This is a genomic window from Pseudanabaena yagii GIHE-NHR1 (assembly GCF_012863495.1).
GTDB lineage: Bacteria > Cyanobacteriota > Cyanobacteriia > Pseudanabaenales > Pseudanabaenaceae > Pseudanabaena > Pseudanabaena yagii.
The window spans coordinates 23,447-40,635 of sequence record NZ_JAAVJL010000001.1; the positions used below are offsets into that span (position 1 = coordinate 23,447).

The window sequence follows — 17,189 nt, forward strand, 5'->3', positions numbered from 1 at the left end:
TCATCAAATCTGAGAGAGTCAAAATTTTGATTAGCTTTGATTAGCCCTATGGGTGATTTTGTATATATTCACAGACCCGTCACAACTTCGTTGGACATTCTCCTGAAATAAGCAGTCCAAAAAAAGTTAAAATTCAAAAGCCTTGAGTCATCGACTACTAAATAACAGCGTAAATCAATAACTCAAAGCATAATCGGGATTTGAAGTGCACCAAATCAGAGCAACCGATTTTAACAAGCACCAATTACTAAGCACCAATTAACAACTGTTCATTAAGAAACCGAAACATGGCTCCAATCGCCAAACTACTGATTGCCAATCGAGGTGAAATTGCCCTCCGAATTATTCGGACTTGCGAAGAACTAGGAATTCCCACCGTTGCTGTTTATTCCGATGTCGATCGCAATTCGTTGCATGTACAGCTAGCCCACGAAGCGGTCTGCATTGGCGATTCTCCCAGCAGCAAAAGCTATCTCAATATCCCGAATATCATTTCGGCAGCTCTGACACACAATGCTACAGCCATTCACCCCGGCTATGGATTCCTGTCAGAAAATGCCCGATTTGCAGAAATCTGCGCCGATCACAACTTATTGTTTGTTGGTCCCAGCCCCAACTCAATTCGCTCAATGGGCGATAAGTCTACCGCCAAAAAGACGATGCAAAAGGCTGGTGTGCCAACTATTCCGGGGAGTGAAGGTTTAATTGAGTCAGAAGAGCAAGCAGTAAAAATTGCTCATGATATCGGCTTTCCTGTGATGATCAAGGCTACGGCAGGTGGTGGCGGTCGTGGTATGCGTCTGGTTAATAATCCTGATGATTTACTTCGTTTGCTACGAGCTGCTCAAGGTGAAGCAGAGGCTGCCTTTGGTAATGGCGGTGTATATATCGAAAAAGTGATCGAAGATCCTCGCCATATTGAGATCCAAATCTTGGCAGATATGCATGGCAACGTCGTGCATTTAGGTGAAAGAGATTGCTCGATCCAGCGTCGCCACCAAAAGTTATTAGAAGAAGCGCCTAGTAGTGCGGTCAATCCCAAGTTACGCGAAAAAATGGGCGATGCAGCGGTTAAGGCTGCCAAAGCAATTAATTATGTGGGTGTGGGTACGGTCGAGTTTTTGCTGGATAAATACGGCAAGTTTTATTTCATGGAGATGAATACTCGGATTCAAGTAGAGCATCCAGTGACGGAAATGATCACAGGTATTGACTTGATTGCTGAGCAATTGCGGGTTGCCCAAGGCGACAAGCTGCGCTTCCATCAAAAGGATATTGAGATCCGTGGTCATGCGATCGAATGTCGAATCAATGCTGAAGACCCCGATCATAACTTCCGTCCTAACCCCGGTCGGATTAGTGGCTATTTGCCCCCAGGGGGGCCAGGTGTCCGCATGGATTCCCATGTTTATACTGATTACGTGATTCCACCCTATTACGATTCGCTGATTGCCAAGTTGATTGTCTGGGGTAGCGATCGCCCTGCGGCGATTTTACGGATGAAGCGGGCTTTGCGTGAATGTGCCATTACGGGTGTACCAACGACGATTCCTTTTCATCAAAAGGTTTTAGATGACGAAGAATTTAGACAGGGTCATGTTTACACCAACTATGTCCCATTGCTACAAGCCAGACTCGAAGAACAAAAATAAATAAAAGCACCCCAACAGGGTGCTTTTATTATCAGCATTACCTAGCATTTTATAAAACTATAGTCACCTGTATCAGGACAAATCAAAAACCAAATAGTGTAAGGCGGCGCTTCGCGCCGCCTTACACTATTTGGTTTTTATGTCCTAACAAGAATGGTGATAGCTATATGTGACATTTCACGCTTGAGATCGGTGCGTGTTAGCATAAATTAATTGGGTGTAATTGGGTGTTTTTGTTAATGCTAGCCCAGCACCGCCTTAGACCGAATCATTCAGACAATCAGCACAGAAGCTCAGAAAAATGACCAATTTGTTTTCCCTCCTCGCCGCATCCGATCCTACTATCGCAGGCTTTATCGGTAAAGAAATCGAGAGACAGCGCAACAATATCGAACTCATTGCCAGCGAAAACTTTACCTCCCTTGCGGTGATGGCAGCGCAGGGATCAGTTTTGACCAATAAGTATGCCGAAGGTTTGCCCTCTAAACGCTATTACGGCGGTTGTGAATTTGTAGACGAAATCGAGTCGATCGCGATCGAGCGCATCAAAGAATTATTCGGTGCTGCCCATGCGAACGTTCAGCCCCATTCTGGCGCACAGGCAAACTTTGCCGTATTTCTCACCCTGCTTAAACCAGGGGATACCTTCTTAGGTATGGACTTGTCCCATGGTGGACATTTGACTCATGGCTCCCCCGTGAATGTATCAGGTCTATGGTTTAACAAAGTCCATTACGGCTTAAATAAAGAAACTGAGCAGCTAGATTTTGATTTGATTCGTGATTTGGCGTTGCAGCACAAGCCCAAATTAATCATCTGTGGTTATTCCGCATATCCTCGGATTATTGATTTTGCGAAATTTAGAGTGATCGCTGATGAAGTTGGCGCATACCTGATGGCGGATATCGCCCATATTGCAGGTCTGGTGGCTTCTGGTCATCACCCTAACCCCATCCCCTACTGCGATGTCGTCACCACTACTACCCACAAAACCCTGCGCGGTCCCCGTGGCGGCTTGATCATGACTCGCGATGCTGCCCTCGGCAAAAAGTTTGATAAGTCAGTTTTCCCTGGATCGCAAGGTGGTCCCCTCGAACATGTGATTGCGGCTAAAGCTGTTGCCTTTGGTGAAGCATTACGTCCTGAGTTCAAGACCTATTGCGGACAAGTAATTGCTAACTCCCAAGCTCTTGCTACCCAATTACAAGAACGTGGTTTGAAATTAGTTTCTAATGGCACTGATAACCACTTGCTGCTAATTGACCTGCGTTCCATTGGTATGACTGGTAAGGTTGCTGACCTATTAGTAAGCGGTATCAATATCACGGCTAACAAAAATACAGTTCCCTTCGATCCTGAATCACCTTTTGTTACTAGTGGTTTGCGTCTCGGATCTCCTGCAATGACCTCTCGTGGTCTCAAGGAAACCGACTTCCGCGAAATCGCTAATATCATCGCCGATCGCTTACTCAATCCTGAAAGTGATGCCGTCCAAGCGGATTGCATCACCAGAGTGCAAGCACTATGCGATCGCTTCCCTCTCTATCCTGAATTGGATTACCCCACGATTGCTGCTAAAGAACCTGCCCTAGCAGTTTAAAGTCCAAATAAAAAAAGCTAGGGGCAAAGCCCCCTAGCTTTTTTTATTTGTATCTAAAGGTGTAGGTTGTAACTCCAACTCAAAACATTCAATCCTGTATGATCTGTTTGATCGTTATTTTAAAAAACTTTACAAATCTTTCATACTCAGGAGTATCTAGTCATGGCTAAAGTCAAAATCGCTACCACTAAAGATATCAGTGCTAACAAGGTCTTGAAAACCAGTGCTAATGGTCAATCAGTGATCGTGGCAAAAGTTGGAGACAAACATTGCGCGATCGCTAACAAATGTCCTCACCTTGGACTGCCTTTAGCCAAGGGTAAATTTGAAAATGGTGTCATTACTTGTCCTTTTCATGGCTCTAAGTTCGAGATCTGTACTGGCAAAAACGTCGAGTGGGTAGATTCTGTTGTAGGTATTCCCTTGCCCGATTTTGCCAAGAAGATTGTTTCGATGGGCAAATCTTCTACCGATGTCGCCAGCTTCACTGTTACCCAAGAAGGTGAAGATCTATTTATTGATGCTTAATCACAAGCTGTTTCCCCTTCTTTGGCAGGAAAACAGCTTGCAGGAAAAATGCTACCTTGAATTAGCACTACAAGTATTTTGAATATGGGCGACGCTAAGCGTCGCCCATTGTTGTCTCAAAGGCTTGCTAGGAAGGCTTTTGCCAAAATAAAGTAGTATGGATATATTATGGCGCGATCGCAATTTCAAAATCTTCAAAAGTATCTCCGTCCTTACTGGAGTGACTTAGCTATTGGCACAGTTGCCCTACTACTGGCAAATGTTCTGGGTACATATATTCCTTCGCTGATCAGGGGTGCAGTTGACGATCTTGGCAAGATTAAAACTGGGGATTTTCATCACCTGATGAATTACGTGTGGCTGATCGCAGGATTGTCATCATTGATGTGGGTCATCCGCATGGCATCCCGCGTCTGGATCTTTGGAATTGGTCGCAAAATCGAGTTTAGTCTCAAGCAGCAAATTTTCGAGCATTTACTCAAGCTACCCCCAAGCTACTTTGCCAACAATTCCGCAGGGGAAACGATCAGTATTGTCACAAGCGATGTCGAGAATATTCGCCGCTTGATGGGGTTCGCACTACTGAGCATTATCAACTCGATATTTGTCTATAGCCTGACATTGCCAGCAATGGTGGCAATTGATCCTTTATTAACTTTGCTATCAATTTCGGTGTATCCGATCATGTTAGCGATCGTGCAGCGCTTTAGTGGTCAGTTGCGCGATGAGCAGTTAGAAGTGCAGGAAGAACTATCGCAGGTCAGTTCGTTGCTCCAAGAAGATCTCAATGGCATGGCACTGATCAAAACCTATGCACAGGAGCAGAATGAACGGGATGCATTTGGTAAGCTGAACGATCGCTTGCTCGATGCCAATTTACGCATGGCGCGTAGTCGTAATATTTTATTTCCATTACTCGGTGGTATCGCCAGTATTAGCTTTTTGGTATTGATTTGGTTTGGTGGCGAAAAGCTTGCTAATCCTGCCAATACTACTTTTAAGATTGGTGATCTACTAACACTGATCATTTATGTAGAACGATTGATCTTCCCAACAGCGATTTTGGGATTTGTGATGGTGACTTATCAACGGGGTATTGTCAGCATTGAGCGAATTCAGGGCATTCTCGATATCCCCCCTGCGATTATCGATCCACCGAATGCGATCGCTCTCAACAAAGAGCAAGTTACAGGCAAAATTGAGGCAAGAGATCTCTGTTTTACCTATCCTAATGCGGGTCAACCTGCCCTTGATCACGTCAGTTTTACGATTCATCAAGGAGAAACGGTCGCAATTTTAGGAACGGTAGGTTCTGGGAAATCCACGTTAGCTAGTGCCTTGATGCGCTTAGTGGAAGTTCCATCGGATCAAGTTTTTATCGATGGGGTGGATATTACCAAAATGCGGATCGAAGACTTGCGATCGATCATTTCCTTTGTGCCGCAGGATAGTTTTCTATTCAGTGCCACAATGCGCGATAACATTCGCTATGGTAAACCTCAAGCCTACAATCATGAAGTAGAAAACTTCGCGAATCAAGCTCGTATTGAGCAGGAAATTTTAAAATTCCCTAAGCAATACGATACGCTGGTGGGTGAACGTGGAATCACCTTATCTGGTGGTCAAAGACAGCGCACTGCCTTAGCTAGAGCATTACTAGTAGATACGCCGATTTTGGTACTAGATGATGCGCTGTCTAGTGTTGATAATCAAACAGCAACGGGAATTTTAAGTAATTTGCCCCGCAATAAAACAGTTCTCTTTATTACGCATAATTTATCGGCTGCCTCAACTTGCGATCGCATTATTTTGATGGATGCAGGCAAAATCATCCAAGTAGGCAATCACGCCGAATTACTTGCCGATTCGTCGCTCTATCAAAAACTCTGGAATCAACATAAACTTGAAGTTTCCCTTCGCTAATAGAGACTTAGACTAAAGGATATGCATAAAATAAGGAGCAAGATTTTTGGTGATACGGCAAAGCTACACCACCAAAAATCTTGCTCCTTATTTATTAAATCGCAGAAACCTAAATGTTAACTTGGCAAGCGATAGCATCCCTAGCGACCTTCATCGGGGTCATATTTTTACTGATTACTGAATGGATACATTTTGTAGTAGCCGCTTTTCTTGGTGCATTGCTTCTGATTATCACTAACGTAATAACTATGCCTGAGGCGATCGGCTATATCGGCAAAAGTCACGGTACGTTGGGGCTGTTCTTTGGTGTGATGGTGATGGTACGAGCCTTTGAACCTACAAAGGTCTTTGAGTACCTTGCCACCCAGATGGTGATTCTTGCCAAGGGAAGAGGCGATCGCTTGTTATTAGGTATAGTCGCAATCACCACACCGATCTGTGCGGTTTTACCTAATGCCACCACGGTGATGCTACTTGCACCATTAATTCCGCCAATGGCACAGGAAATCGGTGTAGATTTTGTGCCACTGTTGATTTTGATGGTATTTGTGGCGAATAGCTCAGGTTTACTTACCATAGTTGGCGATCCCGCTACTTACATTGTTGGTGATGCCATCAATATGAGTTTTGTAGACTATCTCATGAAACTTAGTCTGGGAGGCGCGATCGCAGTTGGTGTAATTGTGGCAATTTTGCCATTCTTATTTCGCAAAATCTGGAATAAGAAGTTAGAAAACCTTGAACGTCTTCCTCATCCCAAAATTAATCATCCCCGCACTCTGATTATTGGCGCAATTATTACTGCCTTTGTGCTGACATTTTTTGTGATTGGCGAAACTTTACCAGTTCCCGTATCACCTGCAACCGTTGCTTTGTTGGGGGCTGCTCTCGCTCTTATGCTAGCTCACCATAGCAAAATGGATACCGTACCGCATATTTTGCGAGATGTTGATTGGAGTACCTTGATTTTCTTCATGTGTATTTTTGTGTTGATTGGCAGCTTAGAGAAAACAGGTGTAATCGCCAGTATGTCTGGAGTACTCGCAATTGTATTAGGGAAAAATATTGCCCTTGGTTCTATCTCCTTAATCTTTTTTGTAGGATTAATTTCCAGTGTAGTTCCGAATATTCCTCTTGTGGTGGCGATGGTTCCCTTACTCAAGCAATATGTAGTAAATGTCGGTTTAGCCAGCCCTGAAGTACTTGCGACCGATTTCGCAGGACAATTTCCCAACGTGGTACTACCACTTTTCTATGCCATGATGTATGGCGCAACCTTAGGAGGCAATGGAACTTTAGTCGGTGCTTCCTCCAATATTGTTGCGGCTGGAGTAGCCGAGCAGCACGGCAAACGCATTTCCTTTAAAGTGTTTTTGCGTTATGGCATTCCCGTCATGATTTTGCAATTGATTGCCGCAACAATCTATGTCACGCTCAGATTTCTGATTGTTTAGAAATGCTTTCCCTTGCTACGATAACGCGAGTTCAGGATAATTTGAGACGGGCTTTTAGAGAGGGTTTGCTACGCAAACCCTCTCTAAAAGCCCAAAAGTAAAAGCCTTGCTACACAAGGCTTTTACTTTTGGGCTTTTAAAATTTTCCAGCTTAACCCGAACTGACGTTACGATAGGGATTAATAGGTAAGAATAGGCGGCGCTGCCGCCTATTCTTAAAGAGGGAAAGCATTTCTAAAATTAAGGTTTAGGGAGTTCCCAAATATTAATACTTTTATCTTGACTGCTACTAATTAGTTTCTGATTGTCTGGAGTAATTACTAGAGATGTAACAAGATCTGTGTGACCAATTAAATCCCAAATTAGAGACTTAGTTTTGAGATTCCATAGGTGAATAGAATCAGGATTGTCTTTGCCTCCACTGATCAAATAATTGCCATCACTAGTAATCGCGATTGCGCCAATGACTTCCTTATGCCCAGTGAGCATAAACAACTGATTTCCCGTAGCGATATCCCAAACCCGAATCGATTTATCATTACTGCCACTGATAATGTGCTTACCGTCAGGCGTAATTAACACACAGGTCACCCCCGCTAAATGCCCAGAAAGAGTTTTTACAGTTTCCCCCGTTTTGGCATCCCAAATCCTTAAGGTCTTATCTCGACTCGCACTCACTATTTGTTTGCCATCAGGGGAAATTGCTATCCCAAAAATCTTGTCACTATGACCTTTAAGCAATCGCAGTAACCTACCCGTAGAAAGTTGCCAAACATTTACCGTATTGTCATAGCTACCGCTAACTAAGAGATCGCTAGCAGGTGCGATCGCCAAATTATTAATAAGGTTAGTATGACCGCTAAAAGTTTTAACTACCTTGCCTGAGGGGATATCAATGATTTTGATATTTTTATCCTGACCTGCGGTGATGATCTGTCGATCAGACAAAAATATTACAGCGCGAACCCACCCACCTTGATCCTTAATTTCACGGGTTGAATTAGTATCTCCTTCTAGTTCCCAGAACTTCACCGTACCATCATCACTAGCACTAGCGATAGTTTTGCCATCAGGACTCAGCGCCACATTTTGAATAGTATCTAAATGTCCTTGCAGGAATCGAATCGGGGTCAAGCGTTTCTTCTGCAAAGTAGGCAGATGGAAATTAATTTCCTCAAAGCTACCAAGAGCTGACACCTTAATCGCCGTACCAATCCCTAAGCCGAAGGTTGCCGCTACCAAGACCGATACCACTAACAAAATTGGCGAAGTTGGTTTACGGGTAGACTCTTTGATCGCTTTTTTAATTGATTTGCGTTTAGCGTTAGTCTTAGCATTAGGAGCAAGTTTTTCAAGCTGTTCTATCTCTTTAAGAATCTTTAAGATAGATTCACAGTTCATGGGGCGATCGCTAGGCTTACGCGCAATCAGCGCATCAATGAGCTCGGCAAATTCTTCGGAAATTTCAGGAGCAGATGCTCGCCACTCAAAGACATCGCGATCGGGATTGTAAGTATCCAGAGGATACTTACCCGTCACCAAGTGGATCATTGTGCAGCCTAGGGCATAAAAATCGGACTGCGGCACAGCAAAACCTTTTTCTTGTTCGGGAGATGTATAGCCCACCGAACAGATACTGGTAACTCCTTGAATACCACCAATTTTGGCAAGATAGGTGTGTGTTGCCTCGCGAGCAGTTCCAAAGTCAATTAGGACTAGTTGACCCGATGGCGACAACATCACATTTGCTGGTTTAATATCGCGGTGCATATATCCTTTGCTATGCACTAAGGCAAGAATTTCTACCAACTGTCGTAGCCAGACGATCGCTCGTTTTTGGGCGATCGGTTGACCATTACGTTGATTGATCCATTGTTCGAGATTTACCCCCTCAATTTTTTGCATGACGATCCCATGCAAAGTTTGACCATTTTCTAGAATGTGATGCACATAGGTTTCGATCTTGGGGATACCCGCATGTTCAATCTGACCTAGCACCAAAGCCTCCTGTTGAAACAGTGAGACCGCCTTGCTATCTTCATTCAAATCCTGTTTTAAGACTTTCAGGATTTTAGGTTGTCCTGCGGGATTCTCAGCTTCATATACGACTCCAAAGCCCCCAGAGTCGCTCAATAATTTAGTTACGGTATAGCAGCCATCGATTAACAGTTCCGAGCCACATCCTTGACAAGTTGGATAATTATCATTGTCGGGATGGTCAGGGATTGGACAATTAGGATTAATACATAGACGCATGGTGTTTTAAAGCGTACCAGTCTAGACTTACTATATCTCTAGCGCAGTCAAATTTATCGTAAGGGTTATGCGATTTAATAAAGAACCGATTTTTGTGGCGCGGCGAAGCCGCGCCACAAAAATCGGGTTCTTTGTTGTACGGCAGTCCTTAAGCCTATAAAAAGCCCATAAAAGCAAAGAGATTGCTTAGCACCTTGTTACCGAATAATTCATGATCGAATACATCACAACACTTGTTATCAATGCAGCAATCTTTGCCCTATTTAGTCTTGGACTCAATCTGCAATGGGGTTTCGCAGGATTAGTAAATTTTGGGCATGTTGCCTTTATGACCGTCGGTGCATATACCACCGTTTTACTAAGCCTCAATGGTGTGCCTTGGTTCTTTGCCTTTTTGATTGCCGCTGCGATCGCAGGTTTACTCGGCATCCTCATTGGCAGCACAGCACTTAAACTGCGCGAGGATTATCTTGGTATCGTCACCATTGGTGTATCGGAAATGGTGCGCCTATTTGTCAATAACGAAGAATGGCTGACAAAAGGTACAGGTGGCGTACAGGACTTTCCGCTTCCACTGGTCAATATTGTGGCTCGTCAGAACTATTCTTTTATTCTGGCTGCCCTATTAATAGTTGTCGTGGCGATCGTTTATTGGCGCTTGGAATGGCTAGTGCGATCGCCTTGGGGAAGAGTCCTCAAAGCGATCCGTGAAGATGAGGAAGTAGTTAAGGCTCTAGGCAAAAATGTATTTTGGTATAAACTACAAGCCTTTGCGATCGGCGGTGCGATCGGTGGTATGGCAGGTGCATTCTATGCTTGGCAATTAACCACGGTCTATCCCGATAACTTTATTCCCCTGATTACATTCCAAGCATGGACAATCGTCACCATTGGTGGTGCTGGAAATAACCTTGGCGTGCTCCTCGGTGCTGCACTGTTTCAGTTTTACAATGCTGTACCCAGATTTCTACCTGAACAACTCCGTGCCGATGGGGGCAGGTTTGAGGCGATTCAGTTGATTTTGATTGGTTTGACCTTAATTATCCTGATGCTCTGGCGACCACAGGGAATTTTAGGTAATAAAGATGAATTAACTTTAAACAGATAAAAAAAGAGGTTGCTTTGCAACCTCTTTTTTTATCTGTTCAAAACCCAAATAAGTGAAGGCGGCACTTCGTGCCGCCTTCACTTATTTGGGTTTTATGTCCTAAGCAAAACTTACATTGCTATAGCAAAAGAAATGCGTTTTTAGTATTTGGGAACAGAAGGATCGATTTGATCGCTCCATGCGTTGATACCGCCCTGTACATTGATCCCATCAATGCCAGCTTGCTTGAGAATGCCAAGAGCCTTCATCGATCGCCCACCCATTTTGCAATGCGCGATTAACTTATGCCCATTGAGCAAAGCCTTTACCTTTTCTACACCATTACCATTTTCGATTTCTGGCAAAGGTACTAGTACAGTATTGGGGATTCTGCCAATTTCCCATTCGTTAGGGTTACGCACATCGATAATCACGTAATCCGACGCACCAGCATCAATGATCTCTTTAAGTTCTTTGACGTTAATTTCGGCGATCGCCTTTTGTGCTTCCATTTCAGTTTCTTTTTGTTGGGGAATACCACAGAACTGCTGATAATCGATCAATTTCTCGATGACAGGACGTACTGGGTTAGGACGTAGCTTGAGTTCGCGGAAGGTCATCTTCAAGGCATCGTAAAGCAACAAACGTCCACTCAGGGTATTGCCTTGTCCGAGAATAATTTTGACGGTTTCCGTCGCTTGGATCACGCCAATGATCCCCGGCAAAATTCCTAAAACACCACCTTCAGCGCAGGAAGGTACTAGTCCGGGTGGTGGTGGTTCTGGATAGAGATCGCGATAGTTTGGACCACCTTCATAATTGAAGACCGTCGCCTGTCCTTCAAATCGGAAAATTGAGCCGTAGACGTTAGGTTTATTTAGCAATACACAGGCATCATTGACGAGATAGCGTGTGGGGAAGTTATCCGTACCATCAACCACAATGTCGTAGGGAGCCATGATCTCTAGAGCATTTGCCGAGGATAGATGCGTGTTGTACAGATCAATTTGGCAATAGGGGTTGATCTCCAAGATTCGCGCTTTTGCTGACTCAATCTTAGGTTTACCAACAGTACTAGTGCCATGAATGATTTGACGCTGAAGGTTAGAGGTATCCACCACATCGAAGTCTACGATACCGATGCGTCCGACACCTGCGGCGGCGAGGTATAACAACAAGGGCGCACCCAAGCCACCTGTACCGATGCACAGTACACTGGCAGCCTTGAGGCGTTTTTGTCCTTCTACCCCAACTTCAGGCAAGATCAGGTGACGCGAATAGCGCTCGTAGTCATCTTGGGTGAGTTGAATCGAATTTGGGTCTGGGTTGAGCATGATTAAATAAATCGCACTTTTGATTCGTGCAATGGCACGTTAAAAGCATAAGGCGATCGCCTATGCTTGTTTGATATTTATATTGTAGTTTCCTAGTTTACGCTTTGTAGGAATGTTATATCTTTATTGCAGTTCTGCTAACTAGCTAATCTCCGATCTAGTATTTACAAAAGTTGGTAATCCTAAAGAAGTGATGATTTGCTGAACAAATGTACTGTAGATCATCATCCCCAAATTTGAACTGCAAAATATAGCTAACGGAGCTTATGGACATCCCTTATATCTACTACATTCCCATCTATCCAGACGATGACAACTGCGAAACCTTAATGCACTTATTTATAGGTAATCCAGGTTTAGATACAGAAATCCTCACTTTATTGGAAACTCTCGACAATCGCGAGCATGAGGGTGAAGCAGTGGACTATATCCATGAGCTTGAAAATAAAATTGGTCTGAAGCGTGTTTCGGTTAGATATTTACCCCGCAAACGCGAGCGCGCCGTACCAATCATGACCTAAACAAAAAAAATCGCGCAAAGCGCGATTTTTTTGTAAGGGGGTGATATCCCCACTTTAGTTAATTTCTGTAAAGTTGAGTCAGCTTGTAAAATTAACTATAGATGTAAGTTAACGAGAGCATTAATCATGGCATTTTTTGATTCTGAGATTGTTCAACATGAAGCTCGTAATCTATTTCAAGATTATCAAGCCTTGACTCAGCTTGGCGGTAGTTATGGCAAGTTCGATCGCGAAGGTAAAATCCTTTTCATTGAAAAGATGGAAGAGATGATGGATCGCTATAAAATTTTTATGAAGCGATTTGAATTATCCGATGACTTTATGGCACAGATGACCCTAAAGCAGTTGGAAAGCCAATTAGGTAATTTTGGAATCACTCCTCAGCAGATGTTCGATCAAATGAATTTGACCTTAGAAAGAATGAAGGCGGAATTGGAGAATCAACCTTAGGGAAGGAAAAAACATCAGTATATTTTTTACCTTTGGAACTGTGGACGCGCCATAACTACTACGGCTCGCACATTAATATCTCGACGACGAAGAGTAGCGATCGCTTCGCGGATCGTTGCGCCAGTTGTATAAATGTCATCACATAAAATGACATCTCGATAGTTTGCTTTGATCGATGGAACTGTAAAAGCTTGCGATAGATTCTCTTCCCGTTCTATAACGCTTTTCGTTTGCATCTGCGCTTTGGTATCTTTAATCCGTTGGAGTATTTGGGGCTTACAGGGAATTTGCGCCAAGTCACAAAATTGCTTCGCTAAAACTTCTGCTTGGTTAAATCCCCTAGATTTTAATTTGTTGGCATGGAGGGGAATTGGTACTACTGATATTTGTTTGTACTTTTGCACAAGTGCTCTAGTAATTGGCGATCGCTGCCAAGTATTTGCAATTTTTTCGCCAATTACTTCCATAATTTCAGGATGGTTATCATATTTGCACGCAGCGATCGCCCGTTTCAATGCACCATCATAAATCCCCCAACTATAAAGCGGAATCTCTAGAGCAATAGGATTATCTTTCTGTAAAAATTCTGGTGATTGATAAGCTGTGATTTGGCGATCACAGTCTCTGCATAAAATGTGATCGGCAGGACGCTTACATAATGGACAATTTGCTTGCCAAAGAGAGTCTCTAACAGTATTCGCCAAGTGATTAATTTTTAAACTGCTACCAATAGATTTGAGCCACTGCATAGTTTTTGTATTTAGTCTTTTGGTATCACCTAGTTTAACGTCAGTTCGACGAAGGCGAAAAATGGTAAAAATTGCTTCGCAATTTTTACCATTTTTCGCCATTAGCTTCGCTCAGTCAGTATTGTCTGAGCCAAGACATATTTAATACCAAAACTAAAAATGGCTACGCCATTTTTAGTTTTCAAAATCCTTACTGGGTTTGTTTTTTAATTCGCGAAAGTGTTGTCACACTTTCGCGAATTGGTATAACTTAAGTTTTAAGATACTTTAGCAATTCTATTTGCTTCTCTCTCTCCACTCAGTAAAGCTCCATGGACAGTTCCTAAGTGCTTGCCATAGGTCGCCTCACCAGCAAAAAACACCCGATCACCGATGGGTTCTGCTAAGCGATCGCAATCTTGAATAGAACCATTGAGAGAAAAAGTCGAATAAGAACCATAGGCAAAAGGATCATTGTGCCATTGAGTTAAGAAGGTGGCAGTTGGCAAGGGAATATCTTTGCCAAACATTGCTTGTAAATCCGCCATGATGTTCTGTACTGCATCAGTTGGAGGCATTTGCGAAAGCGATCGCGAAAAATTACCGCTAAATATAGCTACTAAAATTGGCTGTTGAATGTATTTCTGCCAATTGTAAAATTCAACATAGCGATCGGGATTATTGCCATTGACATACGCCATCGTGTGTGGCTCAGATGCCCAGAACTGTTTTGGAAATTTCAAGACTAATTTATTTAATGCCCCCATTCCCAATTGCTGAATAGCCGCTAATTTCGATTCAGGTAATGGTGGGGAGAACTTGAGCGTTCCACGTTTTAGGACACCTAAAGGAACCGTAACAATCACTCGCGAGCCGCTAAAAACTCCGCGATCAGTCGTCACTTGCACACCTGTATCATCATAGGCGATCTGCTGCACAAGATGCTGAGTACGAATATCCAAATCTTTGGATAGAGCCTGCACAAGTTGAATATATCCTTTAGGAAAGACAACATCCGCCCCTGAGAATCCTGAATCTTCGTCAAAACCTTTGACCCCTAAATTGGCAAGGTCATCGCCAACTTCAGTCTCAATCGCTGAAGATAGGGCTGCTCGAAATCCTTTAAGAGTGATACCTGTGATTTCTTCAGACTCAATTATTTGTTGAGCAATCTCTGCGAGAGTAGTCTGCCTTGATGAACTAGGAGCTTTTTTGAGTTTGTTAACTCTATTCTTAAAGACTCGCAATGCTCGACTTATATCCTGTTCTTCTGATTCGTTGAGCAGTTGATTGATACCTTTATAATTCCATTGCGATTGAATATCTGAAACTACAGTTTGGATACCAAATTGTTTGACTAAGGGAGAGATCGGATTATCATCAACTGTATGAATCCATGCAGCACCAAGATCTAAAGGAACACCTAAAGAATCATCAGTCCACATTCTGCCCCCAATGCGATCGCGACCTTCTAGGATGATTACTCGATAACCTTGAGATTGTAATTTTTTGGCTGCCGCGATACCCGCAATCCCTGCCCCAATCACAATAATTTGCTGTTCATCTTCGCTCTCTTTTGGTGATGACTTGGCTGAACCCTGATTAGAGCTAAATGCTCCTCCACAGCCACACAACCAACTTGTTGCCCCAGCATAGGTCAAGTTACGAGCCTGAAGTAAAAACTTACGACGATTATATTTGTCCATGAAATTTGTCTATGAAAGACGATTTTCTATTTCTGCAAGTAAAAAGACGGCGCAATGCGCCGCCTTTTTGATTATTCAACCGTGACAGATTTGGCGAGATTGCGGGGCTGATCGACATCTAAGCCGCGATGTGCTGCTACATGGTAGGAGAGCAATTGCAAAGGAATTACCGTGAGAATTGGTGAGAAAATTTCCTCTACTACAGGAATTGGCAAAATGTGATCGAATACTTCATGCGCCGCAGGATCATCTAAAGGCGCAACCCCGATCAATTTGGCATCTCTCGCTTTTGCCTCTTGCGAATTAGAAAGAACTTTCTCATATACGGCTCCGGGGGTGGCGATCGCCACTACAGGCACATCTTCATCCAGCAAGGCGATCGGTCCATGTTTCATCTCACCTGCGGGATAGCCCTCAGCATGAATGTAGCTGATTTCCTTGAGTTTGAGCGCACCTTCGAGGGCGATTGGAAAATTGATGCCTCGACCGAGGAAAATGAAATCCTTCGTATGGGTAAATTGCCGTGAGAGATCTTCAATATAGCGCTCTTGACTTTCCAGAATCCTTTCCATATAGGCAGGAAGCTGGCGTAATCCCTCAATTAATTCTTGAGTTCTCTCTGCTGACAAAGTTCCTTTGGTAATGCCAAATTCTATGGCTAGTAAATAGAACATTAGTAATTGAGCTACAAAGGTTTTGGTGGCTGCTACACCAATTTCTATTCCTGCTTGGGTATCAATCACTGCATCCGCAATGCGTCCAATCGAGCTTTCAGTACGATTAGTAATGCCAAGACAGCGATCGCCTCTAGATTTAGCTAGCTCTAGAGCCGCCAGAGTATCCGCCGTTTCCCCCGATTGCGTTACTCCAATCACAAGCGTATTTTTTAAAGAAGGTGGTGGCGAATAGCGATATTCCGAGGCATATTGAACGCTCGTGGGAACCCCTGCAATCTGCTCTAGTAAATATTTACCAACCAGAGAAGCGTGCCAACTGGTTCCACAAGCAAGAATTTCTACTCGTTCGATGGAATTAATAAAATCAGGAGGAAGTCCTAACTGAATTTGGTTAGTTTCACTAATATAACTAGCTAGCCCTGTCCGAAACACCCCCGGTTGCTCGTAGATTTCCTTGAGCATATAGTGCTTAAAGCCTTGCTTCTCAACCATCGTCGGATTCCAGTTGAGGGTCTGGGGGGAACGACGCAAACGATCGCCTTTGGCATTAAATACCTGCACCGAGTCTTTAGTTAGTCGGGCAATTTCCCCATTTTCTAAAGCTATGACAGTGCGAGTATAGGCAACTAATGCAGGGGTATCAGAAGCACAGAAATTTTCATCTTTGCCAATACCAATCACAAGTGGTGCTTGCTGACGCACGACAATCAATTCATCGGGATAATCAGCATGAACTACAGCGATCGCATAGGCTCCTTGCAATTTCGCCACAGTCAATCGGACGGCTTCAAATAGAATTGAAGGTGATTTCTCAGGAATAATATTGCCTTGCTTTTCTAGCTGGGTCAGAAATTCGGCAATCATGTGGGGAATTACTTCTGTATCTGTCTCACTGACAAAAATATGACCAAGCGCTTTTAAATCAGTTCGTAGAATGTGATAGTTCTCGACGATGCCATTTTGGACTACCGCCAAGTTACCCATAGTATTAGTATGCGGATGGGCATTGTGTTCTTCGGGCTTACCATGAGTTGCCCAACGAGTGTGACCAATGCCAATGGGTGCTTCGGGAGCCGTATCGGCATTGAGCTTTTCTTCGAGTTGGATCAGCTTGCCCTTGGCTCTGACCCGATGCAAACTGCGATCGCCTAGGGGAATTGTTGCCACGCCTGCGGAGTCATAGCCGCGATATTCTAGTTTGCGTAGTCCTGAGATTAAAACTTCATTAGCCGAGCGATGTCCGATGTAGCCAACAATTCCACACATAATGTCA

The 17,189-nt window shown here is 43.6% G+C and carries 13 protein-coding genes; 8 read left to right on the forward strand and 5 right to left on the reverse strand.

Annotated elements, in window-relative coordinates; all coding sequences use genetic code 11:
• The first annotated feature begins 287 nt into the window (after positions 1-287).
• The 5 genes from accC (at position 288) to HC246_RS00135 (ending at position 7,157) form a co-directional block, all read left to right on the forward strand.
• Positions 288-1,652 (forward strand): acetyl-CoA carboxylase biotin carboxylase subunit, encoded by a 1,365-nt coding sequence (gene accC, locus HC246_RS00115; RefSeq protein ID WP_169361613.1) that lies wholly within the window; start codon positions 288-290, stop codon positions 1,650-1,652.
• 301 nt (positions 1,653-1,953) lie between these two features.
• Positions 1,954-3,252: a serine hydroxymethyltransferase gene (gene glyA / locus HC246_RS00120; RefSeq protein WP_169361614.1), complete on the forward strand. Its 1,299-nt coding sequence runs from the start codon at positions 1,954-1,956 to the stop codon at positions 3,250-3,252.
• Between the two features lie 162 nt (positions 3,253-3,414).
• The gene (locus HC246_RS00125; RefSeq protein ID WP_169361615.1) at positions 3,415-3,780 is read left to right on the forward strand and encodes a Rieske (2Fe-2S) protein; all 366 of its coding nucleotides are present in this window, start codon (positions 3,415-3,417) and stop codon (positions 3,778-3,780) included.
• 168 nt (positions 3,781-3,948) lie between these two features.
• Positions 3,949-5,703: an ABC transporter ATP-binding protein gene (locus HC246_RS00130; protein WP_169361616.1), complete on the forward strand. Its 1,755-nt coding sequence runs from the start codon at positions 3,949-3,951 to the stop codon at positions 5,701-5,703.
• A gap of 113 nt (positions 5,704-5,816) precedes the next feature.
• The gene (locus HC246_RS00135; RefSeq protein ID WP_169361617.1) at positions 5,817-7,157 is read left to right on the forward strand and encodes an ArsB/NhaD family transporter; all 1,341 of its coding nucleotides are present in this window, start codon (positions 5,817-5,819) and stop codon (positions 7,155-7,157) included.
• A 240-nt stretch (positions 7,158-7,397) separates the two neighbouring features.
• Here the strand turns inward: HC246_RS00135 and HC246_RS00140 are convergent, their stop codons facing one another.
• Positions 7,398-9,413 carry a serine/threonine-protein kinase gene (locus HC246_RS00140; RefSeq protein ID WP_169361618.1) on the reverse strand — a complete coding sequence of 672 codons (2,016 nt, stop codon included), beginning with the start codon at positions 9,411-9,413 and terminating at the stop codon, positions 7,398-7,400.
• Positions 9,414-9,624: 211 nt separating this feature from the next.
• Between HC246_RS00140 and HC246_RS00145 the strand changes: the two genes are divergently transcribed.
• Positions 9,625-10,521, forward strand: coding sequence for a branched-chain amino acid ABC transporter permease (locus HC246_RS00145; protein WP_169361619.1), 897 nt, complete (start codon positions 9,625-9,627; stop codon positions 10,519-10,521).
• A gap of 140 nt (positions 10,522-10,661) precedes the next feature.
• Here the strand turns inward: HC246_RS00145 and moeB are convergent, their stop codons facing one another.
• On the reverse strand, positions 10,662-11,834 hold the full coding sequence (gene moeB, locus HC246_RS00150; RefSeq protein ID WP_169361620.1) for a molybdopterin-synthase adenylyltransferase MoeB: 1,173 nt from the start codon (positions 11,832-11,834) through the stop codon (positions 10,662-10,664).
• A 266-nt stretch (positions 11,835-12,100) separates the two neighbouring features.
• On the opposite strand from moeB, the gene HC246_RS00155 reads away from it, so the two are divergent.
• Together HC246_RS00155 and HC246_RS00160 are read left to right on the forward strand one after the other, a co-directional pair.
• Positions 12,101-12,355 carry a hypothetical protein gene (locus HC246_RS00155; protein WP_169361621.1) on the forward strand — a complete coding sequence of 85 codons (255 nt, stop codon included), beginning with the start codon at positions 12,101-12,103 and terminating at the stop codon, positions 12,353-12,355.
• Positions 12,356-12,481: 126 nt separating this feature from the next.
• Positions 12,482-12,805 (forward strand): DUF1825 family protein, encoded by a 324-nt coding sequence (locus tag HC246_RS00160; RefSeq protein ID WP_169361622.1) that lies wholly within the window; start codon positions 12,482-12,484, stop codon positions 12,803-12,805.
• A 26-nt stretch (positions 12,806-12,831) separates the two neighbouring features.
• Here the strand turns inward: HC246_RS00160 and HC246_RS00165 are convergent, their stop codons facing one another.
• From HC246_RS00165 to glmS, 3 genes are all read right to left on the reverse strand, one after another.
• Positions 12,832-13,554: a ComF family protein gene (locus tag HC246_RS00165; RefSeq protein WP_169361623.1), complete on the reverse strand. Its 723-nt coding sequence runs from the start codon at positions 13,552-13,554 to the stop codon at positions 12,832-12,834.
• Between the two features lie 257 nt (positions 13,555-13,811).
• On the reverse strand, positions 13,812-15,239 hold the full coding sequence (locus HC246_RS00170) for a flavin monoamine oxidase family protein (protein WP_169361624.1): 1,428 nt from the start codon (positions 15,237-15,239) through the stop codon (positions 13,812-13,814).
• 71 nt (positions 15,240-15,310) lie between these two features.
• The gene (gene glmS / locus HC246_RS00175) at positions 15,311-17,182 is read right to left on the reverse strand and encodes a glutamine--fructose-6-phosphate transaminase (isomerizing) (protein WP_169361625.1); all 1,872 of its coding nucleotides are present in this window, start codon (positions 17,180-17,182) and stop codon (positions 15,311-15,313) included.
• Positions 17,183-17,189: the final 7 nt, after the last annotated feature.